The sequence below is a fragment of the Cobetia sp. SIMBA_158 genome, from assembly GCF_046566945.1.
Lineage (GTDB): Bacteria > Pseudomonadota > Gammaproteobacteria > Pseudomonadales > Halomonadaceae > Cobetia > Cobetia amphilecti.
This window is the reverse complement of sequence record NZ_JAWJYL010000406.1, coordinates 1-270: the sequence shown is the minus strand read 5'-3', so window position 1 is coordinate 270 and position 270 is coordinate 1. Positions and strand designations below refer to the sequence as shown.

At 39.3% G+C, this 270-nt stretch carries 1 protein-coding gene; it reads left to right on the top strand.

Translation table 11 applies throughout. The features are described from left to right. Positions 1-270 (top strand): TolC family protein (locus R2R70_RS20475; RefSeq protein WP_410978974.1); only part of this gene is annotated, 270 nt, incomplete at both ends.

Here is a 270-nt window from a genome sequence, read left to right as displayed (position 1 = left end):
AGTAGAAACAGCGCGTGAGCAACTACGAGAAATTACGGGTAAATACCATGCTAAATTAGACTTTTTAAATACAGAGACATTTTCTACAACTAAGCAAGCTCGAGACTCTAGCGACTTTTTAAATATTGCTAAAGATAAAAATATTAGCTTGCAAGTTGCTAAAGTAACCGTAGATATAGCGCAAGATCAAATTAAACTGGCAAGAGCGGGCCACTCTCCAAAGCTAACCCTAAGCGCAAGTTATGGCGACTCTTTAACAGACGCAGACAG